Here is a 21,507-nt window from a genome sequence, read left to right as displayed (position 1 = left end):
GAGGCGGTGCGGCGTGTTCTGGTTCGTTAATTCAAGATCTTGATGACGTTCGCGTACGGGACGTTCGTGCCGGCGACGGTGAGCGTGAGGCCCGACGTTCCCGAGCTGACGCCGGTCACACGACCGGTCGTGTAGGTCTGCACCGAGACGGCGCTGCCGTCGGCGGCCTTCACGTCGATCGAGTAGGTGTAGTTGCCGGCCGGCAAGTTGTCCGCCGCCGAACCGAGGGTGATGGTCTGCTGCGAGCCGGCGCTCACGGCGCCGAGGTCGCGCGTGCCGACTTCCTTGCCCGACGCATCGAGAATGTGAAGCGTCGCGCTCGCGCCGTTCGCCGCAATGTCCGCGGTGACGCTCGTCGCGCCGTCCGTGCCGCCGAGCTGGAGACCGTTGCCGGTCGCCATGACGGTGTGGCCGATGGTATTGATCGCCGACGTAGCCTGCACCGCGCCGAGCAGCGATGTCGACGAGGTCTGCTGGTTGGTGAGCGTCTCGTTGATGTTCTGCAGCTGCTCGAGACTCGAGAACTGCGCGAGCTGCGTGGCCATCTGCGTGCCGTCCATCGGATTCATCGGATCCTGATTCTGCATCTGCGCCACCAGCAGCTTCAGGAACGCGTTCTTATCCATCGCGCCGCCTGGTGCGGCGGCCTGCGTCGTCGCCGCGGCGGCCGCGGCGGCGGGATTTGTCGGCGCCGCCGGAGCCACCGGCAGCGTCGGCGTGGTGGTGGTCGTCGTGGACGTGACCATTACTTGCGGCCTCCGCGCTGTTCGCGCTGTTGCTGGCGGCTCTGGCGATCCTGCTGCGTTTGCTGCCGCTCTCGTTGATCCTGCTGTTGCTGCCACGCATCGCTGCGCTGGAAGCGCGATTGATTCGACGCGTCGCCGGAGTTCTGGCCGGCCTGCGAACCCGCGGCGGCGGCGATGCCGCCCTGATCGGTCGCCGCGCGGACGCGCACCGAGTCGACCTGCATGCCGTCCTTCGTCAACGCGCGTACGAGCTCATCGCTGCGCGCGCTCATCGCTTGCGCGCCGCGCAGATCCGCCGCGTTGATCGTCGTATCGAGCGACGACCCGCGGAGCGCGACGTGAATCTGATCCGTGTTGCCGTTGCCGGCGTCGACGGACATCGTGATGTGCGACAGCGGACGCGCCGGTGCGTTGTCCATGACCGACTGAACGTGCTCGGCCCGCGCTGCGGCGTCCGTCCCGGACGCCGGCGCCACCGTGCCGGTCGAGAATTGATTCGATGTCGTGTCGCGCATCGGAAATGCGCCGAGCGAGCCATAACGACCGCGCGAATCACTCTGCGTGCCGCTGTCGTTCGCCTGGTCGCCGGTGTTCTGGCCGCGCGCACCGTTGCGCGCGGTGGCGGCGATCGCGGAATGCGTCGCGGCGTTCGGCGTTGCCTTGCCCGGCACGTTCGCCGACGTCGGCAACGCGGGCTGCGAGGCGTTCGCACGATGAGCATTCGCGGCATTCGCCGCATTCGAGGTCAGCTGGCTCGCAGCCACCGATGCCGGATTCGCCGCGGTTGCCTTCATCGACGTTGCATTCGCAGCCGTCGCGTACGCCACGTGCGCATGCGTCGTTGCGGCGTTCGCGAATTCAGTGTTGGCCGATGCCGAGTTCATGGAGGTTGTGGGATTCGCTCGCACGGCCGCCGGACGCGCCGATGCATCTGGCGCCGCCGCTTGGGCAACGCGAGCGATCTGGCCGGGCTGCGCGACCTGCGCAACGCGCGCGGTCGAGGCCACCTGCGCGACCTGCGCGACACGAGCCACTCCGCTGGGCTGCGCGATCTTGATGTTGGACACCGGCGCCAGCTGGGCCAACCGCGCGATCGACACTCCACCCGGGCCTGTCGCGTCAGCCGGCGCGTCGGGCATTAGAGATGTCTCATCGACGGCCGCGCCGGTGCCGGGCAGCTCGAGGTGGCCCGGGTCGCGCGCGCCGAGCGTGTGCAACCCTTCTTCGTTCGCGATGCGCTGCAGCGCCGCGTAGGCGTTCGGCCCCGCCTTGCCTCCGTCGAGAATGAGATCGACGGCGCGGCCCTGCGTGTGCTTCGAGTTGTGCGTCCAGGTAACGACGGGGCCGGCCGTATCCCGGCCCTGCTCGTACAGCGCATCCTGGCGCGACTGCGTGCGGAACGTCTCGGCCACTTCGACTTCGTGGCCGGTTTCGCTCTGCACGCGTTGAATCACGCGCGACAGCTTGGCTTGCAGCGCGGGGTCGAGCGCCGCCACCGAACGAACGATGTCGTTGGGCGACGTTGGGAGCACCGTCGCCAGTGCCCCATGCACCGGATCGCTGCCGGTGGACTTGTCCTTTCCGGTGGATCCGGTCGCGTCATCGTCGACGCCCGTCGCGTCCTGCTGGTCGAGCTCCGACGTGCCGGCGACAGTCGCCGGCGCCGCCTGAAGCTTGGGCGCCGCGGCGAACATCACACCCGCCAGAAGTCCCGCAAACGACGGCGCGGCAGCATCGGCGCGCGCGTCGCGGGCGTTCGGCGTCGTATCGGACGCGGGCAAGGCGGAAAACAGTCCGCCGACTGGAGTGGTCATCACTATCGTTTACCCTGAATTTCGAGTTTGCTCAACGTGGCGACTCGCTCCGGCGGCAGCGCCGCCATGATCGAGGCGGCTTGCTTGACGCCGACGTAGCCGAGAATGATGTGGACGTCGTTGTCGCTCATGTGCTCCAGCACCTTGGCCGCCTGCTTCGCGTCCATTGAGGTGAAGACTTTCGCGAGCCGGCGTTCCGATCCTTCGCCAGCCGTGTCGTTCGCCGGTGCGGCGGCTGCTGGTGCGGCGGCTGCTGGTGCGGCGGCCGCTGGTGCGGGCGTCGCTGCTGCCTTGGTCGGCGTTGGCTGCGTTGGCTGGGTTGGCTGCGCCGGCACGATCGGCGAGGCTTTCGCCTTCAACGAGTCCGTGCGCAGATTCACGCCCGGCGGTGCGCTGTCGACCGGCGGCGCCACCGGCTGACCCGACGCGACGACAGCAGTGTCGGTGCGCGTCGAGTCCGCGGGTTTCCGGGTGCTGTCCGCCGCCGTTGAATCGGCGGCGGCGGAGGAATCAGGCTTCGCGGGGAGCGGCTTCGTCATCATGACCTTGGCGCCTGTGGCCGCCGCGGTCGATACGACAAATGCGATGATGCCAATGACAACCGGCTTCATGCGCTCGCCGCTCCCGTCCCGCCGTTGTCACTGTCGGTGCTCGTATCGCGGCGGGTGAATCGCGACAACGCCAACTCGTCCATCTGCTTCATCTCCTGGGCGCTGTCTTCCACGCGCCAATTGGCGAAGTGACGATCGCGCAACCGGCTCAACACGCGGCGCGCCTGCAGCGCCGAGGTGAGGTCGGTGCGGGCCTGCGTCACGAGCTGCTCCGCCATCTCGACGCGCGACTGCGCGTCGACGATGTGATGGTTCAGCTGCTCGATGACGTAGCCGATCGTCTTGAGCTGCCCGATCGTGGGCTCGCTCGCGTGCGCGGTGCGCAGCGCGGCCGAGCCGCTCTGGCGAATCGTCTCGAGCGCCTTCTGGGCGACGCGGGCCTGATCGGCCGCGGTTTCCGCTTCCGCGAGCTTCGCGGCGACCTGCCGTTCGTGCTGCTCGCGCAGGTCGAGGACCTGCTGCAGACGAAACTTGAACGCGCTCATGACGACCTCCTCGTCGTGTGATCGATCTGGGACGCGATGGAGACGAGCGCCCGTCTCGTTGCGTCGAATGCCGTGCTCTCTTCCGGAGTTTGCTGCAGAAATTCAAGGACCTGCGGCCGAAGCCGCAGCGCGGCATCGACGCCGCGATCCGAGCCTTCGTGATACGCGCCCACGAGAATGAGATCCTCCTTCTCGCGATACGACGCCTCGAGCCGCCCCACGGCGTTCGCCGCGGCGCGATGTTCCGCCGCGATCACATGGTCGCGCACGCGGCTCTTGCTTTCGAGCACGTCGATCGACGGGTAGTGCCCCGCGCCGGCGAGCTTGCGCGTCAGCACGATGTGGCCGTCGAGAATGGAGCGGCTCGCGTCGGCGACCGGCTCGTTGAAATCGTCGCCGTCCACGAGGACGGTATAGATTCCTGTAATACTACCTTTCTCATCGGTGCCGGCTCGCTCGAGCAGCCGCGGCAGCGCCGCGAACACCGACGGCGGATACCCCTTCGTGGTCGGCGGCTCGCCGACGGCAAGCCCGATCTCGCGCCACGCCATCGCGACGCGCGTCACCGAGTCCACCATCAGCAACACTTCCTTGCCCTGATTTCGGAAATACTCGGCGATCGACGTCGCGACGAGAGCGCCGCGGGCGCGCACCAGCGCCGCCTGGTCGCCGGTTGCCACCACGATCACCGATCTCGCGAGCCCTTCCGGTCCGAGCGAGTTCTCGATAAAGTCGCGCACCTCGCGGCCACGTTCGCCGAGCAGCGCGATCACGTTCACATCAGCTTTGGCTTGACGCGCGATCATGCCCAGCAGCGTCGACTTGCCGACACCCGAGCCGGCGAAGATGCCGACGCGTTGTCCCTTGCCGAGCGTCAGGAAGCCGTCGATCGCGCGAACGCCGGTCTCGAGCGGCTCGTGAATGATCTGGCGCTCGAGCGGATGCGGCGGCTCGGCCGACAGCGGCATGCGCGTCGCGTGATCGATGCGTCCTTTCCCGTCGATCGGATGACCGAGGCCATTGAGCACGCGGCCGAGCAGCCCGGGGCCAACGTCGGCGCCGAAGCTGCGGCCAAGCGGAGTCACGCTCGATCCCGGATGCAATCCGTCGATGTCGCCGAGCGGCATGAGCAGCACACCGCGCTCGTGAAAGCCGACGACTTCGGCGAGCACTGACTTCTCTTCGTTCATCGACGTGACGCGGCAGAGCTCCGACAGACCGACGTCGAGTCCCGCGGCCTCGATGACGAGGCCGACGACGCGCGTCACGCGTCCCATGCGGTAGATGCGCGGCAGATCGCCGATGCGCGAGGCGAGACGATTCTTAAGCATCGATCACCGCCATGCGGCGATACGCGCGCTCCAGCGCCGTATCCACGCGTCCATCGACAATGCGATCGCGGCCCTCGACGAGACAGCCACCACGCGCCACGCGCGCATCGGCAAGCCAGCTCGCGTCGCGCGTGCCGGTGATCGGCGCCATGTCCCGCTTCCCATCGCCGCCGGGGCCATTGAGCGTCAGCAGCGCAAGATCGAGCGGATTTACACGAATCCGCACGCTCTGCTCGATCGGAAATTCAGTCAGTGCACGACGGACCAGGTCCGCCACGAGCTCGCGATCGAGGCTCACTTCGCGCGCCACGATCTGGCGCGCGACGATCACCGCGAGCGCGGCGATGTTTTCTTCGATCACCGCCGGCGCGAGCGACGCGACTTCGCGCATCTGCGTGACGACCTGATTGATCACACCGAGCGATTCGTCGACGCGCGCTTGCGCGGCGGCGGTGGCGCGACGCTCGCCGTCGGCGAGACCGCGCGCGTACCCTTCGTCGATCAGTCGCGACTTCTCTTCGGCGGTGAGCTGCGCGTTGGCGGCTGCCGTCGGCGGAACAGTCGGCGTCCCACGCGGCGTCGCCATCGGCAGCTTGAGCTCCTGCAGCGGCCAGGTCGCGCCCGCGACGGATTGCTCCGACACGGGCGTCTGCCGCACCGTCGCGGCGCCCGTCGCTCTAAACGACGAGGTCATCCGCGCCTCCGCCGACCACGATCTCGCCGGCGTCCTCGAGCTTGCGAATCATCGCGACGATCGCCGTCTGCGCCGATTCGATGTCGCGCTTCCGCGCGGGTCCGAGCATCTCCATCTCTTCCTTGAGCGCGGCCGACGCACGCTGCGACATCGCGCCAAGGATCTTGTTCCTGACTTCGTTCGACGCCGACTTGAGGGCCAGCGCGAGCTCCTTGACGTCGATCTCGCGCAACAGGCGCTGCATCGACCGATCGTCGAGGCTGACGACGTCTTCGAAGACGAACATGAGGTTGCGAATCTGCTCGCAGAGCGCCGGATCCTTGTCCTCGACGCCGCGCATGATCGCCTTCTCGAGCGACGGCGCGACGAGATTGAGCATCTCGGCCACCACCGCCGGTCCACCGGAGGTCGTGAGGCTCTGCGCCGGTCCAAGATCCGTCTCGGTCACGATCGACCGCTCGATCAACACGAGCATGTCCGGCGAGACCTTTTCCATGCGCGCGACGCGCAGCACGACTTCGGCGCCGAACTGCGGATCGATTTCCTTGAGTACGTGCGCCGTGTGCTGCGGATCCAGATGCGCCAGGATGAGCGCCACCGTTTGGGGGTGCTCACCGCGCAACATGTTGCCGAGCTGCTGCGGGTCCGCGTTGCGCAAGCGATGCAGACCGGCCGTCTCGGAGATCTGCGCCTGAATGCGCTTGAGCATCGCGCCGGCCTTCTGCACGCCGAACGCCTTCTCGAGCACTTCGCGGGCGAACTCCATACCGCCCGCGGCGATCGAGTCGGCCGCCATCATGATGTCGAGCCACTCGGAGAGCACGGCCTCGGTGGCCTCGGTGCTCACGCGATCCATGCGCGCGATCTCGAAGGAGATCTCTTCGACCTCCTCCGCACCGAGCTTCTGCGTGATCATCGCCGCCGATTCGGAGCCGAGGACCATGCACAGGATCGCCGCCTTTTGGGCGCCGGTGAGCTGCTGGAGCTGATGCGTCCGCGCGAGATTCATTGCCGCCATGGCTTAGGCTTCCTTCAACCAGGCGCGTACGACGCGCGCGGCGACGTCGGGCTGCTGCTCGATCGTCGAGTTCACTTTGTCGCGCATCGTGTTGGTCGGCATCACGACGGGAATGAGCGGATTCGCGCCCGCGACGAGCGCCGGCTGCGGCGGATGCGTTTCCGCGCGCGGCAGCTGCATCACCGCATGCGTCGACGCACCCGCGGACTTGAGCGACTTGAGGCTGATCAGCGCGATCACGATGATCAGCACCAACCCGAGAATCCCAAGCAGCGGACGTTGCGCCGTCTGCACCACTTTGATGATGTCGGTGTGCGGCACGTCGGGTGGTGCCACCGCGATCGGCGCGAACGGAACGCTCACGACCGACACGACGTCGCCGCGCGTGGAGTCGGCGCCGACCGCACTGCGCACGAGCGTTTCGATCTGCTGCAACTCCGCCGCTGAACGCGGAGTCGGCGACGCGGTCTTGCCCTTCGCCGCCGTTGCCGGCGCGCGATCCGCGACCGCGACCGCGACGGTGAGTCGCTTGATGGTGCCCGGCGCGGCGACGAACTGCTCGGTGCTGCGCGTGTTCTCGTATGTCGTCGACGTGTTGTTCTGACCGGCGCCGCCTTGCGCGCCGGGAACGATCTCCGCCTTCTGCTCGGCGGTGACGGCCTGTTTTTCGGGATCGACGGCGGCGACGGTGCGCTCGACGTGATCGAAGCTCATCGCGGCGGAGACCTGCACGCGAAGGTTGGTGGTGCCGACCATCTGCGCGACGATCTTCTCCGCCTTGTCGCGGAGATAGTCCTCGACTTCACGCTGCATGGCGAGCTGGCGGCTGGTCAGCCCCGTGGGTGACGAGGCTTCCTCTCCTTCAGAGAGCAAGCGGCCGGCGTCGTCGACGATCGTGACGTGCTCGCTCGTGAGCCCTTCGACGCTCGACGCGACGAGGTGTGCGATGCCTTTCACGATCTCGGGATCCGGATCGCCGCTCTTGAGCTTGAGCACCACGCTCGCTTCCGTCGGCTTGTCCTGCGCCGCGAATCCGTCGGTCTCGTGCATCACGAGATGCACCTGCGCCTTGTCGATGCCGCGCATCTGCCCGACCGTCCGCTCCAGCTCTCCCTCGAGCGCGCGGCGGTAGTTGATGCGCTGTGTGAAATCCGTCATGCCCCACGACGGCTGATCGAACAGCTCCATGCCCGGGCGGCCCGCGTTCGGAATGCCGCCCTTCGCCAGCGCCACGCGCGCCTTCGCGAGATCGCCGGCGGCGACCATGATGTCGGCGCCGCCGCGCTCGAGGCGATACTTCACGCCCGCTTGATCGAGCTTGTCCGTCATGGCGGAGACACTCTCCAGCGGAACGCCGGAGAGCGCAGGCACCCACGTCGGCGCCCCCGCCCACTGCGAGACGGCGAAGATCAGGATGGCCGCGACGAGGCCGACGCCGAGCATGACTGCGCGGCGCGGTCCACCGATACGATCGAAGAGCGAAGAGAAATCAGGCATTTATCTCGGTCATCCCATCTGCATGACGGTCTTGTACGCATCCATCACTTTGTTGCGAAGCTCGACGAGCATCTCGAGCGAGATCGACGCTTCTTCACTCGCCGCCATCACCTGGTGCAGCTCCACCGGTTGGCCTTGCACGAATTGTTGGATGTAGTTCTGGGCGACATCCTGCGTGGCGCTCACCTGATTGAGCGCGCGCGTCAGCGTGTCGCCGAACGATCCACCGCCGGGCCGCGACTGGCCGGACCCCGCGATGCTGTTCTCGCCGGCGATGTCGAGCCCGAGCTTGCGCGGGCCGGTCGGACCACCGAAGCTCGAAGGTCCGCCGAACCCGCCCATGCCACCGATCGGTGCGGTCATGAGAGATCTCAGATCTTGACGTCGAGACGGCCGCCGCGATTGGCGGGCATCTGCGCCGTCTTCATGTCGGTGAACGCGCGGCCGTAGGTCAGCGGACCCATGTTGCCGGCCTTGGCGAAGAACGCGCGCTCTTCGCCGGAGAGGATGCTCCACAGAGCGGGATCGGTGCCCGGAGGCGGCTCGACCGGAACGCCGGCGCCTGCCCGGCCCGCGGCGGTCGCGGGCTGCTGCGGCGCAAGCGGCGTCGTGTTCGCGACGCCGGCCGCCGGCTTCTGGCCGGGCTGACGTACGTCTCCGGTGGTGTCGCGCAGCGGGAGCTGCGGCCGGTTGATTCCGCTGTTACCAATTCCGTAAATCGACATTATAGAACGCTGAAGTCGAGGAAGTCGGGCAAATACCGCTTAGATATCGATCGCTTTGTGCAACATCGCCCGCGCGACCTGAAAGACCGTGGCGTTGGCCTCGTACAGGCGGCGCGAGTTCATGAGATCCATCATTTCGTCCGTCATGTTCACGTTCGGCATGTGGACGTATCCATTCTTGTCGGCGTCGGGGTGGCCCGGGTCGTAGACCATCGGGCCGTCCGTCTTGTCTTCGCCGATCGACGCCACGCGCACGCCGCCGGTGGCGTCGGTGCCGTCGAACGAGGAGGTCGTCGCGGTGGCGAGCGCGTTCTGTGTCGCCGCGGCGGCTGCATTGACGGCGGCACTCGCGGTACCAGCGGTACCAGCAGTACCGCCGGCGCCCACAGTGCCTGCGGCGCCCGGCGTTGCCGGAGCGACGCCGGTCGTTGTCGTCGTCGTCGTGACGGATCCGTCGGGTCCGATCGCCTCGAGATTCACAACGCGGCGATGATACGGGCCGCCCTGCGCCGTGTGCGTCGTCTCGGCGTTCGCGAGATTCTGTGCGACGATCTCCATCCGCGTGCGCTGCGCCGACAAGCCACTCGACGCGATCGCGAGCGCGCTGAACATCGGGCGCGGCGCATCGGTGCGTGGCATGGGAGGAAAGCTCGGGAAGCTGCTGCTGCTGATGGGGCTCGTCATGGCTCAGCTCACTTGATGGAGGTGCGGAGCTGCTCGTACGCTTTCTGGAGAAGCTTGGTCATCGCATCGCTGCGGACCTGCTCGTCGGCCAACGCGGTCATGTCCGTCTCGAGATCCGCCTGCGCGGAGGGATCGGGCTGCCCGGTGGTTGGATCGATCGGCAGCGAGAACCCGTTGCCATTCACCGACGCCTGTGCGACCCGGCTCGCGATGGCGCGAGTCCGCTGCGCGCTCAAATCGAGCGCGTCTTTGAGATCGTTGGCGTTCGTGGTGCGTCCGATGATGCCGAACAGCATTGTCAGGAGGCGGGCGGAGGAGGGAACTGCGAGACCGCGAGGTAGGAAGTGCCTGTGCTTCGCGACACGAGAAAAGCAGGGCGCGGACCACAATGGAACACGAAAGAAGAGACGTGTTTTCCGCCTCGTTGCAGCATTATAAACGATTGTATGACAGTGGTTTATGAGAATCCGCGCGATTCTCTCCGCCGTCCGAAGTGGTCTGTGACCACGACGGCAGAAATGTCCCCACCGGCACCTTTTGCCGGGTGAAACAGGCCGGAAATGTTTGCCGTCGCCCCATCCACCGAAGCGGATGAGCTCATCAAACGAGCCTAGGGAAGGCTGTCGAGCAGCAATCTCGCGGCTGGCCGGCGCACCAGATCGGGCCTCACGATGCCGTACGTGTCGCCCTTCGCGACATCCGTGATCAGGTTGTAGAGGTACGCCCGATCGTACCGGTTGTTTTGAACGAAATCAGCGACGACGTCGCGAATGTCGTTCGCCTGCGCCGCGTCGTCGGTCGAATTGTTGCCGAATTCCGTGCACCAGAGCGGCGTCGACCCAACGACGCCGCGCATCGCGATCGACTTCGAGCGAAAGACCGGCGCCACCGGACGGCCATAGCAGTGAACAGCGACCGCGTCGAACTTCGTGGTGCGTTGGGCCAGACCTTTATAGAAGCCGGTTGGCTCGAGCGCGATCCCGCCCGTCACCACGATCGCCGACGGATCGGCCGACTTGATCGCGTCGTATACGGGAGGCAGAAACTGGCCATACAAATCGCCCCGGTCACGCTGCGAAAGCGACTTGTCCGACGCACCGAACCAATCATGGCGCCCGCCGTTGAAGCCGGCGTCGCCGTCCATCTCGTTCATGATTTGCCAGACGCGTTTCCGGTATGGCGCGGTCCGAACGAGCTGTCCGAGCAGCGTGGCGAGGGCGGCCCGACCCTGCGTCATCGAGTAGTCGGCGCCCGCGGGCGGCGTGTGCACCACGATCAACGACTCGATTCCCGCCCCATCGAGCTGGCCGAGCGCCGACGCCAGATTGCGCTGATAGGCGACATTGTCGGGGACGCCGTCATGGTTGAGGTCGCGCGCCTCCACCCACGCCTGCCAGTCGAGCGTCATGCGGACCTGCGTGACATGAAGCGACTGCAGGATCTTCACGACATCGGGCGTCACGGTGTGAACGCCAACACCCAAGTGGCGACCGGTGCGGCGCCAGGTCGCAAGCTCGGCGATCCCGGCAACGCCAACGAGGCCGGTGAGGCCGGCCATGCTGGAAGAAAGAAAGCGGCGGCGATTCATCACCCGCCCACGCTTCTATTTTCGCGCCGCTCCGGAATAGTCTTTCGCGAAGATCGCCTTCGGGATCATCACGTGAACGCCAACGGTGCCGTCAACCAACTGGGTGACATCCACGTCCGATGACACGCTCAGCAGCTGGTACGCGTCCTCGCGCGACAGATGATAGGTGTCGACGAGCAATTGAATGCCCTGGCGAACAGCCGTCTTCGTCGCTTTCTCCAGCACCGAGTCGGTGCCCATCGCAATCCAGTGCGTCGGTGTTTCGGCGCGCGGCCAGTCGAGATGCATGTTCTTGTGCACGACGAGCTGCACGTCGCCGATGAGCGAAGTCTCGATCGCCGTGATGTCGACCTCGCCATTCCCCATCGCCGCGTGGCCGTCGCCGACTTCGAGCAGCGCGCCCTTGGTCCACACCGGAATGAACAGCGACGTGCCGGCGACCAATTCCTTATTGTCGAGATTGCCCGCCCAAATGCTTGGCGGAGCACTGTTTACACGACCGAACGAAGCCGGCGGCGCGAGCCCGACGCTGCCGAAGAACGGGTGCAGCGGAATGTCGATGCCCGGGGCGAAATGCCCGACCATCCGCACCGTGTCGAGCTCGATGATCTTCGACTGCGACTTGCCCGGAAAATCCTCGGGCAGAAAGCCGCTCCTTGGCCCAAACGAATTGCATCCGTAGTCGATCGCCGGCTTGATCGAGCGAAAGCGAATTTCGAGTACATCGCCTGAGTCAGCTCCATCGACATAGATGGGGCCGGTGAGAATGTGGCCGCCCGGGCCCCATTTCATGGATGAGCGCGCGGCAAATATGTCCTTCGCCAGCTTTTCGACGCGGTTGGAGTCGAGCCCGCTACGGATCAGTGATTGCGGCGAACACGTCGACAGCGCGCGCAGGTGCACCTGGTCGCCCGATTCCACGTGTAAGACGGGTTCACCGGCGGCGTCGTACCAGCCCCATGCGACCGTCTTCGGCGTTGGAAGCAGCGAGTACGTCCGTCGTATCGCAGGCGCCGGCCATTCGGTGGCAGGCGCTGCCACCGGCACGTTGGTAAGTGAAGACGGGGTGCGGCACCCAAGTGCCAACACCCCGCCGCAGATGATCGCTAATCCAAGTCGTCCCGTCATTCGCTGCCTCCTCCGTCCGCGCCGACCTTTTCGGCGTTGAGCTTGTTTCGTAGCGTTCTGACACTAATTCCGAGCAGCTCCGCGGCCTTCGTGCGATTCCCGCTCGACACCTCCAGCGCGCGCTCGATCAACTTCGCTTCGGCCTCGCCGACATTGAGCGACGTCAGCACCACCGCGCCGTCGGGCACGGTCATCGTCCCGACGGCCGGTGTGCCCGATCCGATCGAGATTGCCGCAAAGTCGCCCGAGATGCGCGATGGTGTCGGGCCGCTCCAAGCTCCGCTCAGGCCGAACCGCTGTCCGTCGAACGCGTGCAGCGGTATGAGCTTCTCGCCGCTGAGGATCACCGCCCGTTCCACCGCATGCTGCAACTCGCGGACATTACCCGGCCAATCGTATTGCTGCAACAGCGACAGCGCATCCGGCGCGATCCCGGAGATTTCCTTCCCGATCTCCTGCGCGTAATGCGATGCGAATCGATAGGCGAGCAGGGGAATGTCTTCCTTCCGCTCGCGCAACGGGGGTAACCGAACCGGAATGACGCCTAATCTATAGTAGAGGTCCTGCCGGAAGTGCCCGGCGGCCGAGTAGGCGGCCAGATCGCGATTCGTCGTCGCGATGATCCGGACGTCAACCTTGATGGCCGACGATCCGCCGACGCGCTCGAATTCCTGCTCCTGCAGTACGCGCAGCAGTTTGGCCTGGAGATCGAGCCGCATCTCCGAGATTTCGTCCAGCAGCAGCGTGCCGCCGTTCGCGCGTTCGAACGCGCCTTCGACGCGTTTGATCGCCCCGGTGAACGCGCCCTTTTCATGGCCGAACAGCGCGCTTTCCACCAGCCCTTCAGGCAGAGCGGCGCAGTTCAGCTTGATGAACGGTCCGTCGCGCCGCTCGCTCTGGGCGTGAATCGCCCGGGCAAACAGCTCCTTGCCGGTGCCGGATTCCCCTTCGAGCAGCACGGTCGCCCGCGTCGGCGCGGCGGTCGCCACCGTCTGCAACACCCGGCGGATGGCCGGGCTGTCGCCAATGATCTGCCGCTCGTTGCGGTACTCCATCACTTCTTTCCGCAGCCGCTCGTTCTCGCGGCGCAGCCGGACCACCTCGAGCGCCTGCTTCACGGCGAGCTCGAGCTGCTCCGGGCGGACCGGCTTCGTGATGTAGTCGATCGCGCCGGCTTTGATCGCCGCCACCGCGTGCTCGATGCTGCCGTATCCGGTCAGCATGATGAGCGGCGTCTCATAGCCTTCCTGCCGTAAGAGGGCCAGGAACTCGAGACCGGTGAGGCCGGGCATCCGATAATCCGAGATGATCAGATCGACGGACCCGACGGCCAACGCCTGCAGGGCCTGCGGGACATTGTGGGCCGAGACTGTCTGATGGCCGGCGCGTTCGAGCGTGTCCTGAAGGATCAGGCCGATCGCGGGTTCGTCATCGAGACAGAGAATGGTGGCCATAAAAAACTATCTCAGCGGGGGTGCGCAGCGCCGAAGTGAGGAAGCACCTGCCTTCTAACAGTTTAGAGCAGCCGCTCAAGTCGCTGCGACGTGCTGCCGATACTCGTTGAAGACGCGTGGGTCTACCCAGCGGCAACAATTGCCGGGTGGCTCGCGATCCTACGAGGAACGCATGCGCATTTCCAACAACTTGGTGGTTCAGCAGCAGCTGGCCGGGCTGACGCAAAACATGACCGCGCTGCAACAGGCGTCGCAGCGTGTCACGACGGGCAAGCAGCTGCTCGAGGCGTCCGATGATCCGCTCGCCGCAACCCAAGTCATGGCGTCGAGCACGAGCCTCGCCGCGCTCGATCAATACAAGTCGAACGTCCAGGCAGCCTCGAGCCGCGTGAGCCTGGAGGACAACATCCTCCAGCAGATCGGCGACCTGGTGACTCGCGCGAAAGAACTGGCGATTCAGGAAGGCACCGGGACGGCGAGCGATGCAACACACGCCGTGGCCAGCGCCGAAATGCAGCAGCTCTTCGGGCAGGTCGTCGCGCTCGGCAACACAAAAATTGGCAACGAGTATCTCTTCGGTGGCGATCAATCCTTGACCGCGCCGTTCGCCGTGTCCGGCGCCGGCGCGAACACGGACTACTCGACGACGAATCCGCAGGGCACGCGCACTGTCGCGATCGACACGGGTCAGTCGATCGCGATGTCGAATGACGGTACTCAGCTGCTGATCACGACGGGCGTGCTCGATTCGATGAAGCAGCTCGCGCAGGCGATGGCGGCCGGTTCGCCGACGTATGGGCAGGCCGGAATTACCACCGCCGCGTCCGCGCTCGATACCGCTTTCGACAAGGTCCAGACGCTCGTCGGCGACGTCGGCGCGCGCGGGAAGCAGCTCGACGTCACGCAACAAAATCTCGACGCGTACAAGACGAACCTCACGACGTTCAAGTCGAATCTCCAGGACGTCGACATGGACACGGCTGTCACGGAGCTCACGAACCGTCAGATGGCATATCAGGCGGCGATGCTCGCCACCTCGAAAGTCATGGGTCTCACACTCACCGATTATTTGAAATGACGTTGACCTTGATGCAGGAAGCCGCGCCGGAAACGGTGACGGTCGTGTCGGATTTGCTCGGACCGTTGCAGTTGCGCGCCAACGAATTGTTGCACTTTCCCTCGGGTTTGCTCGGCTTTCCCGAGTGCACCGACTTCGCGCTCGTGCGCGCCGCGCATCCCGCGATGTTCTGGCTGCAGTCGAAGCAGTATTCGACCCTCATCTTCCTGCTCGTCGATCCGTTCTCCGTCGATGCCGCCTACGCGATCGAGATTCCGCCGTCGCAGTTGATGGCGCTCGGACCGCATCGCCCGTCCGACGTCGCGCTGCTCGCGGTCGTGACGCTTCCCGAAAGCGCCGAAGGGCAGGCAACCGCGAACCTGCAGGGGCCGATCGTGATCAACTTCGCGACGCGCCACGCGAAGCAGGTCGTCGTGAGCGACACGGATTTCGGTGTGCGCTGCCCGATCGACATGCAGGCGCTCACCGCGCGCGCGGTCAGCGCGCAGTAACACGGCATAGCGCAAAAGGCAACTCAAGTCCGTCTTGTGACGGACGATACTGAACCACAGCGGCGACTGAACAGCCGACGCACTGGAGCACGGACGCTCCACATTCAGTTCACGGAGGAACACCGAAATGCGTATCAACACCAACGTCAGCGCGCTCACCGCTGCGAACAACCTGAACCGCGTGCAGAACGCCGTCAGCGAGTCGATGGCGAAGCTCTCCTCGGGCTTCCGCATCAACAAGGCTGCCGACGATGCCGCGGGTCTTGGCATTGCGAACAAGCTTCGCGCCGATGGCCGCGCGCTGTCGCAGGCGTCGCGCAACGCTGACCAGACGAACTCGCTGTTGCAGGTTGCTGAAGGCTCGACCAGCACGATCCAGTCGATCCTCGAGCGTATGAAGGAACTGGCCACGCAGGCGGGTTCGGATACCGTCGACGCGAACGGCCGCGCGCAGATTCAGTCGGAGTTCTCGTCGCTGCGCAGCGAAATCGATCGTACGGTTTCGACGACCAAGTTCGAAGGCAACGGCCTGCTCGACGGTACGTTCGGCGTCGATGCGAACGCGATCTCGACCAGCGACATCACGCTCGATCCGGCTTCGACCGCGTCGGCCGGCACGTACACGTTCACCGTGTCCAACGGCGTCGTCTCGCTCGATAAGGGCTCGACGAACATCGGCAAGGTGACGGTCTCGGCCCTCGCCGCGTCGGCGTACAACGCCTCGACCGGCAAGACCACGTTGACGTTCGGCAGCGGCACCGGCGCGATCTCCGTCGGCGTGAACGCGAACAGCGCGACCGATCTGTCGAGCATCTCGGCCGACCTGGCCGGCAAGAGCTTCGCCATCACGGCGGGCGCGACGATCCACAGCGCGAAGGCGGATGCCACGAACCTGACCGCCAAGGGCGTGACGGTTGCGGCGGATGTCCCGACCGCGTTGACCTCGGCCACGAACTACAGCCTCAAGGTCACCGACGCTTCGGTCGCGACGACCGTCGCGGCTGGTAACATGACGGCTGGCATCACGGCTCCGGCGGCTTCGGGCACCGATGCGAGCTACGTGATCCGCGTCGTCGGCAACAACCTCGACGTGTATGCGGCGAACGATCTGTACCAGACCACCTCGTTGGCGACTGGTGTCGTGAGCGATGCGGCCCTCGGTGCTGCTGACGTTGCGATCAACATCACGGCGGCGGGTGCGGCGGCTGGTCTCGGCACGCAGGGCGCGGCGTATACGACCGTGAAGCACTCGGCGGTCGGTTCCAACGCGGCCGCGGTTACCGCGTTCGACGGAAAGACGGTGACGGTCACCGGCGCGACGATCGAGCTCGATAAGGGCGGCGTGCTGCAGGGTTCGGCGGTCAAGCTCGGCGCGTGGACGGACGGCGTGTCCAAGCTCTCGAGCCTGAACGTCGACGGCGTGGTCGTGTCCACGGACAACCAGAACTCGGGCACCGACACGTACGCGCACTTGAAGGCGACGATGAACGCCGGCTCGGCGCTGATCGAGATCGCTGACCGTGGCACGGGCTTCAGCTCGGTCACCTCGAACTCCGTCACCGGCAACAACGGTGTCCACCAGGCGAGCTTCCTCGTTGACTCGTCAGGCCAGTACAAGTCGAACGACGCCGTGAAGCTGTCGGCGATCAACCTCACCACGTCGGCCCTCGGCATCACGGACTCGGATCTCTCGACGTCCGCGGGCGCGGTGGACGCGATGTCGAAGATCGACTCCGCGATCACCACGGTGAGCCAGGCGCTCGGCTCGATCGGTGCGAACCAGAACCGCATCAGCTACGCGCAGGACAGCCTCAAGACGAAGATCTCGAACTTCTCGGCGGCTGAGTCGGTCATCCGTGACGTCGACATGGCGGACGAGATGACGACCTTCTCCAAGAACCAGATCCTGGCGCAGGCCGGTACGGCGATGCTTGCTCAGGCGAACCAGCTCGGTCAGGGTGTCCTCCAGCTGCTCCGCGGCTGATACCGCTCTCTCCGAACGCGATTCCCGGAGGCCTTCTGGCCTCCGGGAATTTCGGCGTACTGCCGATACTTGAGATGGTTGCTCTCGTCGGCGGTTCGCACGTAGACTCGGGATTCGGCATTTATAGTTTGTTTATTTACAGTTATTGTATTAACTGAGACTCGACAATGGCGTCTGCTCCGATCGGAACCGTGCAGGGTCTTGCCAGCGGCATTCAATGGCAGGACATGATCGATCAGCTCATGCAGGCTGATACGACGTCGCAGATCACGCCGATCACCGACAAGATCACCGCGGAGACGAATCAGGAAACCGCGTGGACCACGTACGGCACGGCCGTTTCGACGCTGCAGTCGACGCTCAAGACGTTGATGGACGGCACGGCGTTCAGCGGCTTTACAGTGAACGCGCCGGCCAGCGGCTCGACGGGCCGCACGGTGTTGACGGCGACCGCCGGCTCCACGGCGACTCCCGGCACGTACGGCGTGCAAGTGCTCGACACGGCGGCCGCGCAGCAGCTGAGCGGCAACCTCGTCAGCGACGCCACCGCCGCGCTGAACGTGAGCGGACAGATGGCGGTCGGCGGCAAAGTGATCACGATCGCCGCGTCCGATTCCTTGAACAGCGTGCGCGACAAGATCAACGCGCTCAATACCGGCGCGACACCCACGCACGTCTCGGCCTCGGTGTTGTTCTCCGGGGGCGCAACCGCGCGTCTCGTGTTGACCAGCGACATCGGCGGATCGGCCGGCCTGGATTTGCGCGACGTGCGCGCCGCGAACACCGACCCAAGCGTTCTCGCGGGCCTCGGATTCTTCGACGGCAAGACGGCCAACGTCGGCAGCGACGGCACCGTGAACAGCGCCGCGTTCTCGAGCAGCTCCCAAACCATCTCGACGCTGATCAGCGGCGTGACGAGCTACCCCGCCGCGTCGACGATTCTCGTGAACGGCCAGGCGGTGACGATCGACGTTCAGAACAACAGCCTCACCGACATCGCCGCGGCGATCAATGCGAAATCGCCGAATAGCGCGTCGGTGCAGTCGAACACGTCGGGCGGTGTCACGACATACAGTCTCAAGATTTCCGGCACCGTCACCGCGTCTGCAAACGCCGGCTCGCAACCGATCCTGGATCTGCTCGGATTGAGCCGAGGGACGACGGGAGCCGTCAACCAGCAAGTGACGACGACGAACGTGCTGCAGGATTCGGGCGGCTCGACCGCCGGAAGCCTGACCACGCTGCTGGGCCTCAAGATCGCCGGCGGCAACGGCGCGCAGCTCGGCGACACGTTCACGATCTCTGGAACGAAGGGTGACGGCAGCGCGGTATCGCTCACCGAAACGGTCGACAACACGAAGACGGTCGCCGACATGCTGAACGACATCAGCGCCGCGTTCTCGGTGGCCGGACACAGTGCCACCGCAGCGATCGTCGGCGGCAAGATTCAGCTGACCGATGCGACCGGTGGTGACTCGCAGCTGTCGTTCTCGATCGCCGCGAACAACGAGAGCGGCGTCGCCGATCCCGTCAACGGCGCGAACGTGAGCTTCGGCTCGACGACCGTGACCACCGGCCGGCTGCGCCAGCTCACGGCGGGCAAGGATGCGCGGATTCTGGTGAACGGCGTGCTCGTGACGCGAAACACGAACAGCATCAGCGATGCAATCACCGGCGTCACGCTGAATCTGCAACAGGCGGAAGTAGGAACGACGATTCCGGTGCTCGTGGCGCGCGACAACAGCAAGGTGATATCCGCGGTACAGAACGTCGCCAGCGCCTACAACGCTGTTCGCTCGCTCGTGACGTCGTCGACGGCGCCGGACGGCGCACTCGCCTACGACAGCTCCATGCGATCGTCCTTCAACGCGTTGAAGACCGCCATCCTCGGCAACGTGCCGGGCGTGCCGGTGGGTAACGCGTACAACAACGTGGCGCTCATCGGCGTGACGGTCGACAAGACCGGTGTCCTGAACGTCGACACGACGGCGTTGACCACCGCGCTCACCACGAACGCGGATGCGGTGAAGGCATTGTTCTCGACGAACGCCGCGGTCACCGGCGCGAACCTGAGCTACGTCGGCTCCGGCAACGCGACGGCCACGGGCGGCTACGACATCCAGATCACACGCGCGGCGACCAACGCCTCGGTGTCGAGCACGGCGAACAATTTCTCCTTCGCGGCCGCCGGCGCCGGCACGAACACGATGACCGTCGGCGATGCGTTCACGGGCCATTCGGCCAGCATCACGTTGACCAACGGCGACACACCGGACCTGGTCGCCGCGAAACTCAACGCGAGCTTCCTCGCCCAGGGTGTGCGCGCGACAGCGTCGAGCAGTGCTGGAACGCTCAAGATCACCGGCCAGGACTTCGGCGCGTCAGCCACGCTCAGCGTATCGTACGCGTCCACGGACGCGACGGACATCGCCGGCCAGCTCGGCATCGCGACCGGCACGGTGAACAACGGCCTCGACGTGCAGGGGACCTACTCGAGCGGCGGCACGACCTACGCCGCGACGGGCAGCGGCCAGGCGCTGATCGGCGCCGTCGGCACGCCCGTGGAAGGCTTGATCATGAACTACGCGGGCCTGGTGGACGTCGCCTCTGGCCACGTGGATTTCGCGACCGGCCTCGCGGGCCTCATGAGCAATCTCGCAAATTCCGCGACGGCGGCCGACGGAACGGTGGCGACTCAGAACACCTTCCTCGCCAGCAGCATCGCCACGCTGCAGCAGCGGCAAACCGATACGCAGTCGCGGCTCGACGCGAAGCGGGCGTCGCTCACGGCGCAGTTTACGGCGATGGAGTCGGCGATCTCGAAGCTGCAGTCGCAGGGCACGTATCTCACACAACAATTCAGTCAGCTCTCCTCGCTCAACTCCTCGGGCGGGTAAGCCGATAGTAGGAGTATGAGCTATTCCTCCTACGCCCACGCGGCGACGGCCTATCGCGAACGCGAAGTGTTGACGGCGTCGCCGGCGCGCCTCGTGGTCATGGTCTACGATCACGTGATCGCCAACCTGCATCGCGCGCGCGTCGCGCGAGACGCGAACAAGGTCGACGTTCGCGTCGAGGCCATCAGCAAGGCGCGCGAGGGCATCACCGAGTTGCTCGTGACGCTCGACATCGAGCGCGGCGGCGCGTTGGCCACGCAGCTTCAGTCGCTCTACACCTACATGCTCACCGAGCTCGTTGACGGTGCGCGGCTCGAGGGCGTTCGCCTGGAGCGGATCACCAAAATGGTATCCGAGCTCCGCGACGCGTTCTCGACGATCGCGACCGGCGCCGCCCAGGTTCCGGCAGCCTGATGTCCGCCTCGCGCGCGGGTTCGCTGGCCGTTCACGTCGCGGCCGCCAAGCGGCTGCTCCAGGAACTGGAGCAGCACGCCGTGTCGGCCATGGATGCGATCGGGCAGGAGACCGGCGCGCCGTTTCTCGAGGCGATCGATGAGCGCGACCGGATTCTGACGGAGCTCAGTGAAGTCGTCGAATCGCTCGCGCATGCGCGCGCCGAAGTGCCGAGCGACAAGACCAACGAGCAGGACGCCGAGGCGAATGCCATGCTCGCCGAAATGGCGGAGGCGGCCGCGGCGGCGCTCGAATCGCACGAGCTGTTGCTCGAACGCACGCAGCGCGAGCGCGATCGATTGGCGGCGGCATTGAAGCTGACGCATCGCCCGGATTCAGTCGCCAATCAGTATGCGGCGGCGACGGCGGCTCCTCGCGCCGGCTCCATTTCGGTGACGGGGTGACCGGTCATGCCGGAGGCCAACTTCACGCCGGTGCCGTCCGTCCCGGAGCAATACGAGCTGCTACTTGCCAAGCTGGCCAAAGCTGAGCGCGAGCTCGAGGATCCCGAGTCGGCGGGCCGGAGCCGGCATCTCGAGGAGGCCTCAGGGATCGTCTTCGATCTGCTCTACACGCTCGATTTCCGGCACGGCGGCGAGTTGGTGCCGCGTTTGGCGGCGCTCTACGGCTACATCGCGAACGAGTTATTGAATGTCGGACGGACAGGAGACAGGACACAACTCGTACATCTTCGCGACATGATATCAACACTCATGCAGTCGTGGCATAGCGGTCAGCATGCGGCATAAACTATTGTTTGTTATCGTGCTGCAATCTCAATTCAGTCGCTAAAGAAAATTCCCGTCGCGCCGATACTCAGGTGCGGAGG

The 21,507-nt window shown here is 65.5% G+C and carries 22 protein-coding genes; 7 read left to right on the top strand and 15 right to left on the bottom strand.

Annotation, left to right across the window (positions count from 1 at the left end):
* Positions 1 to 26 precede the first annotated feature (26 nt).
* From VN706_25830 to VN706_25760, 15 genes are all read right to left on the bottom strand, one after another.
* Complete coding sequence (locus VN706_25830; protein ID HXT19074.1) at positions 27 to 746, bottom strand: flagellar hook capping FlgD N-terminal domain-containing protein; 720 nt, start codon at positions 744 to 746, stop codon at positions 27 to 29.
* Positions 746 to 2,563: a hypothetical protein gene (locus VN706_25825; GenBank protein ID HXT19073.1), complete on the bottom strand. Its 1,818-nt coding sequence runs from the start codon at positions 2,561 to 2,563 to the stop codon at positions 746 to 748. Before VN706_25825 ends, VN706_25830 begins: the two co-directional genes overlap by 1 nt.
* On the bottom strand, positions 2,563 to 3,171 hold the full coding sequence (locus VN706_25820) for a hypothetical protein (GenBank protein ID HXT19072.1): 609 nt from the start codon (positions 3,169 to 3,171) through the stop codon (positions 2,563 to 2,565). The genes VN706_25825 and VN706_25820 overlap by 1 nt, the downstream gene beginning before the upstream one ends.
* Positions 3,168 to 3,656: a flagellar export protein FliJ gene (gene fliJ / locus VN706_25815; GenBank protein HXT19071.1), complete on the bottom strand. Its 489-nt coding sequence runs from the start codon at positions 3,654 to 3,656 to the stop codon at positions 3,168 to 3,170. The genes VN706_25820 and fliJ overlap by 4 nt, the downstream gene beginning before the upstream one ends.
* Positions 3,653 to 4,987: a FliI/YscN family ATPase gene (locus VN706_25810; GenBank protein HXT19070.1), complete on the bottom strand. Its 1,335-nt coding sequence runs from the start codon at positions 4,985 to 4,987 to the stop codon at positions 3,653 to 3,655. The genes fliJ and VN706_25810 overlap by 4 nt, the downstream gene beginning before the upstream one ends.
* Positions 4,980 to 5,681, bottom strand: a complete 702-nt coding sequence (locus VN706_25805) for a FliH/SctL family protein (protein ID HXT19069.1) — start codon at positions 5,679 to 5,681, stop codon at positions 4,980 to 4,982. Before VN706_25805 ends, VN706_25810 begins: the two co-directional genes overlap by 8 nt.
* A complete protein-coding gene (gene fliG, locus VN706_25800) occupies positions 5,665 to 6,699 on the bottom strand; it encodes a flagellar motor switch protein FliG (protein HXT19068.1) in 1,035 nt (344 codons plus the stop codon). Before fliG ends, VN706_25805 begins: the two co-directional genes overlap by 17 nt.
* Positions 6,700 to 6,702: 3 nt before the next feature.
* Positions 6,703 to 8,196: a flagellar basal-body MS-ring/collar protein FliF gene (fliF, locus tag VN706_25795; protein HXT19067.1), complete on the bottom strand. Its 1,494-nt coding sequence runs from the start codon at positions 8,194 to 8,196 to the stop codon at positions 6,703 to 6,705.
* Between the two features lie 9 nt (positions 8,197 to 8,205).
* On the bottom strand, positions 8,206 to 8,559 hold the full coding sequence (gene fliE / locus VN706_25790; protein ID HXT19066.1) for a flagellar hook-basal body complex protein FliE: 354 nt from the start codon (positions 8,557 to 8,559) through the stop codon (positions 8,206 to 8,208).
* An 8-nt stretch (positions 8,560 to 8,567) separates the two neighbouring features.
* Positions 8,568 to 8,921, bottom strand: a complete 354-nt coding sequence (locus VN706_25785) for a hypothetical protein (GenBank protein HXT19065.1) — start codon at positions 8,919 to 8,921, stop codon at positions 8,568 to 8,570.
* A 39-nt stretch (positions 8,922 to 8,960) separates the two neighbouring features.
* Positions 8,961 to 9,605 (bottom strand): flagellar basal body rod protein FlgC, encoded by a 645-nt coding sequence (gene flgC / locus VN706_25780; protein ID HXT19064.1) that lies wholly within the window; start codon positions 9,603 to 9,605, stop codon positions 8,961 to 8,963.
* Between the two features lie 8 nt (positions 9,606 to 9,613).
* Positions 9,614 to 9,901 (bottom strand): hypothetical protein, encoded by a 288-nt coding sequence (locus VN706_25775; protein HXT19063.1) that lies wholly within the window; start codon positions 9,899 to 9,901, stop codon positions 9,614 to 9,616.
* A gap of 314 nt (positions 9,902 to 10,215) precedes the next feature.
* On the bottom strand, positions 10,216 to 11,163 hold the full coding sequence (locus VN706_25770; protein HXT19062.1) for a glycosyl hydrolase: 948 nt from the start codon (positions 11,161 to 11,163) through the stop codon (positions 10,216 to 10,218).
* A gap of 45 nt (positions 11,164 to 11,208) precedes the next feature.
* Entirely contained in the window at positions 11,209 to 12,321 is a 1,113-nt protein-coding gene (locus tag VN706_25765; protein HXT19061.1) for an acetamidase/formamidase family protein, read from the bottom strand.
* Complete coding sequence (locus VN706_25760; protein HXT19060.1) at positions 12,318 to 13,775, bottom strand: sigma-54 dependent transcriptional regulator; 1,458 nt, start codon at positions 13,773 to 13,775, stop codon at positions 12,318 to 12,320. The genes VN706_25765 and VN706_25760 overlap by 4 nt, the downstream gene beginning before the upstream one ends.
* 172 nt (positions 13,776 to 13,947) lie before the next feature.
* Between VN706_25760 and flgL the strand changes: the two genes are divergently transcribed.
* From flgL to VN706_25725, 7 genes are all read left to right on the top strand, one after another.
* A complete protein-coding gene (flgL, locus tag VN706_25755; GenBank protein ID HXT19059.1) occupies positions 13,948 to 14,853 on the top strand; it encodes a flagellar hook-associated protein FlgL in 906 nt (301 codons plus the stop codon).
* Positions 14,850 to 15,344 carry a flagellar assembly protein FliW gene (locus tag VN706_25750; GenBank protein ID HXT19058.1) on the top strand — a complete coding sequence of 165 codons (495 nt, stop codon included), beginning with the start codon at positions 14,850 to 14,852 and terminating at the stop codon, positions 15,342 to 15,344. The genes flgL and VN706_25750 overlap by 4 nt, the downstream gene beginning before the upstream one ends.
* A gap of 127 nt (positions 15,345 to 15,471) precedes the next feature.
* On the top strand, positions 15,472 to 17,328 hold the full coding sequence (locus VN706_25745; GenBank protein HXT19057.1) for a flagellin: 1,857 nt from the start codon (positions 15,472 to 15,474) through the stop codon (positions 17,326 to 17,328).
* A 167-nt stretch (positions 17,329 to 17,495) separates the two neighbouring features.
* Positions 17,496 to 20,225: a flagellar filament capping protein FliD gene (gene fliD / locus VN706_25740; GenBank protein HXT19056.1), complete on the top strand. Its 2,730-nt coding sequence runs from the start codon at positions 17,496 to 17,498 to the stop codon at positions 20,223 to 20,225.
* 15 nt (positions 20,226 to 20,240) lie between these two features.
* Positions 20,241 to 20,639 carry a flagellar export chaperone FliS gene (gene fliS / locus VN706_25735; GenBank protein ID HXT19055.1) on the top strand — a complete coding sequence of 133 codons (399 nt, stop codon included), beginning with the start codon at positions 20,241 to 20,243 and terminating at the stop codon, positions 20,637 to 20,639.
* On the top strand, positions 20,639 to 21,082 hold the full coding sequence (locus VN706_25730; GenBank protein ID HXT19054.1) for a hypothetical protein: 444 nt from the start codon (positions 20,639 to 20,641) through the stop codon (positions 21,080 to 21,082). Before fliS ends, VN706_25730 begins: the two co-directional genes overlap by 1 nt.
* A gap of 6 nt (positions 21,083 to 21,088) precedes the next feature.
* Positions 21,089 to 21,427, top strand: a complete 339-nt coding sequence (locus tag VN706_25725; protein ID HXT19053.1) for a flagellar protein FliS — start codon at positions 21,089 to 21,091, stop codon at positions 21,425 to 21,427.
* Positions 21,428 to 21,507: the final 80 nt, after the last annotated feature.

The organism is Gemmatimonadaceae bacterium (assembly GCA_035606695.1).
GTDB lineage: Bacteria > Gemmatimonadota > Gemmatimonadetes > Gemmatimonadales > Gemmatimonadaceae > JAQBQB01.
The sequence above is the reverse complement of the archived record's forward strand: the minus strand, read 5'-3'. Positions and strand labels throughout refer to the sequence as shown.

What these genes read in the sequence shown, in the direction of transcription:
- VN706_25725 (HXT19053.1), top strand. Translation starts at nt 21,089, where the DNA reads ATGCCGGAGGCCAACTTCACGCCGGTGCCGTCCGTCCCGGAGCAATAC.
- flgL (HXT19059.1), top strand. Translation starts at nt 13,948, where the DNA reads ATGCGCATTTCCAACAACTTGGTGGTTCAGCAGCAGCTGGCCGGGCTG.
- VN706_25785 (HXT19065.1), bottom strand. Translation starts at nt 8,921, where the DNA reads ATGTCGATTTACGGAATTGGTAACAGCGGAATCAACCGGCCGCAGCTC.
- VN706_25820 (HXT19072.1), bottom strand. Translation starts at nt 3,171, where the DNA reads ATGAAGCCGGTTGTCATTGGCATCATCGCATTTGTCGTATCGACCGCG.
- fliD (HXT19056.1), top strand. Translation starts at nt 17,496, where the DNA reads ATGGCGTCTGCTCCGATCGGAACCGTGCAGGGTCTTGCCAGCGGCATT.
- fliJ (HXT19071.1), bottom strand. Translation starts at nt 3,656, where the DNA reads ATGAGCGCGTTCAAGTTTCGTCTGCAGCAGGTCCTCGACCTGCGCGAG.
- fliS (HXT19055.1), top strand. Translation starts at nt 20,241, where the DNA reads ATGAGCTATTCCTCCTACGCCCACGCGGCGACGGCCTATCGCGAACGC.
- VN706_25770 (HXT19062.1), bottom strand. Translation starts at nt 11,163, where the DNA reads ATGGCCGGCCTCACCGGCCTCGTTGGCGTTGCCGGGATCGCCGAGCTT.
- VN706_25775 (HXT19063.1), bottom strand. Translation starts at nt 9,901, where the DNA reads ATGCTGTTCGGCATCATCGGACGCACCACGAACGCCAACGATCTCAAA.
- flgC (HXT19064.1), bottom strand. Translation starts at nt 9,605, where the DNA reads ATGACGAGCCCCATCAGCAGCAGCAGCTTCCCGAGCTTTCCTCCCATG.
- VN706_25750 (HXT19058.1), top strand. Translation starts at nt 14,850, where the DNA reads ATGACGTTGACCTTGATGCAGGAAGCCGCGCCGGAAACGGTGACGGTC.
- VN706_25830 (HXT19074.1), bottom strand. Translation starts at nt 746, where the DNA reads ATGGTCACGTCCACGACGACCACCACCACGCCGACGCTGCCGGTGGCT.
- VN706_25805 (HXT19069.1), bottom strand. Translation starts at nt 5,681, where the DNA reads ATGACCTCGTCGTTTAGAGCGACGGGCGCCGCGACGGTGCGGCAGACG.
- fliG (HXT19068.1), bottom strand. Translation starts at nt 6,699, where the DNA reads ATGGCGGCAATGAATCTCGCGCGGACGCATCAGCTCCAGCAGCTCACC.
- VN706_25730 (HXT19054.1), top strand. Translation starts at nt 20,639, where the DNA reads ATGTCCGCCTCGCGCGCGGGTTCGCTGGCCGTTCACGTCGCGGCCGCC.
- VN706_25760 (HXT19060.1), bottom strand. Translation starts at nt 13,775, where the DNA reads ATGGCCACCATTCTCTGTCTCGATGACGAACCCGCGATCGGCCTGATC.
- VN706_25810 (HXT19070.1), bottom strand. Translation starts at nt 4,987, where the DNA reads ATGCTTAAGAATCGTCTCGCCTCGCGCATCGGCGATCTGCCGCGCATC.
- VN706_25765 (HXT19061.1), bottom strand. Translation starts at nt 12,321, where the DNA reads ATGACGGGACGACTTGGATTAGCGATCATCTGCGGCGGGGTGTTGGCA.
- VN706_25745 (HXT19057.1), top strand. Translation starts at nt 15,472, where the DNA reads ATGCGTATCAACACCAACGTCAGCGCGCTCACCGCTGCGAACAACCTG.
- fliE (HXT19066.1), bottom strand. Translation starts at nt 8,559, where the DNA reads ATGACCGCACCGATCGGTGGCATGGGCGGGTTCGGCGGACCTTCGAGC.
- fliF (HXT19067.1), bottom strand. Translation starts at nt 8,196, where the DNA reads ATGCCTGATTTCTCTTCGCTCTTCGATCGTATCGGTGGACCGCGCCGC.